1 protein-coding gene is annotated in these 1,278 nt (G+C 65.8%); it reads left to right on the top strand.

Going from position 1 to position 1,278, the window contains the following annotated elements; all coding sequences use genetic code 11:
* Positions 1-102 precede the first annotated feature (102 nt).
* On the top strand, positions 103-1,278 hold a 1,176-nt coding region (locus tag V1479_RS26105), incomplete at its 3' end, for an IS256 family transposase (RefSeq protein WP_368805378.1).

The raw sequence follows: 1,278 nt of genomic DNA, 5'->3' as shown, positions 1-1,278 counted from the left end.
GGTGACGTCCCGAGACGTGGTGTAGCTGGTTAGCGCGGCGGTCATCGGCGCTTTCCGGTAGGGTTTGGTTGTCGACACCAACTCCTGCTGAAAGGAACACCGATGACCGACGACATAATGAACCTGCGCGCGCTCGTGGAGAAGACCCCGGACGCCGATCTGCTTCGCGAGATGATCGGCTTTGCCGCTGAGAAGCTGATGGAGATGGAGGTTGGTGCCGCGACGGGCGCCTCCTATGGCGAGAAGAACCCGCTGCGAAGGGTCCAGCGCAACGGCTATCGCGACCGCGACTGGGAGACGCGGGCCGGCACCGTCGAGCTGCGCATCCCGAAGCTGAGGAAGGGATCCTACTTCCCAGGCTTCCTGGAGCCGCGCCGCATGGCCGAGAAGGCGCTGACGGCGGTGATCCAGGAAGCCTATGTCCAGGGTATCTCGACACGCTCGGTCGACGACCTGGTCAAGGCCATGGGCATGAGCGGCATCTCGAAGAGCCAGGTCAGCCGGCTGTGCGAGGAGATCGACGGCAAGGTGAAGGCCTTCCTCGATCGCCCGATCGAAGGCGATTGGCCATACCTGTGGATCGATGCGACCTACCTGAAGGTGCGCCGTGGTGGCCGCATCGTGTCCGTCGCCGTCATCATCGCTGTCGGCGTCAACACCGACGGCCGTCGCGAGGTGCTGGGCATGGAGATCGGCACCTCGGAGGCCGAGCCTATCTGGACGGAGTTCCTACGCAAGCTCACCCGGCGTGGGCTCCGGGGCGTGAAGCTCGTCGTCTCCGACGCCCATGAGGGCCTGAAGGCGGCCGTCAGCAAGGTGCTGTCGGCCACTTGGCAGCGCTGCCGCGTCCACTTCATGAGGAACGTGCTGGCCCACGCCGGAAAGAGCGGCCGACGCGTCGTCTCCGCCTTCATCGCCACCGCCTTCGCCCAGGAGACGCCCGAAACCGCCAGCGCCCAGTGGCGGGCCGTCGCCGACCAGATCCGCCCGAAGGTGCCGAAGCTCGCCGCCATCCTCGACGACGCCGAGCCCGACGTGCTCGCCTACATGACCTTCCCGAAGGAGCACCGGGCGAAGCTCCACAGCACGAATCCGATCGAGCGCCTCAACGGCGAGATCAAGCGGCGGACCGACGTGGTCGGCATCTTCCCCAACGACGATGCCATCGTCCGCCTCGTCGGCGCACTCCTGCTCGAACAGAACGACGAGTGGGCCGTCCAGCGCGCCCGATACATGACACTGGAAAGCGTCGGCCAGTTGAGCGATGATCCGCTCATC

Source organism: Neoaquamicrobium sediminum (genome assembly GCF_040970315.1).
Lineage (GTDB): Bacteria > Pseudomonadota > Alphaproteobacteria > Rhizobiales > Rhizobiaceae > Aerobium > Aerobium sediminum.
Note: the sequence above shows the minus strand (reverse complement) of the source record. Positions and strands in the feature narration are given on the sequence as shown.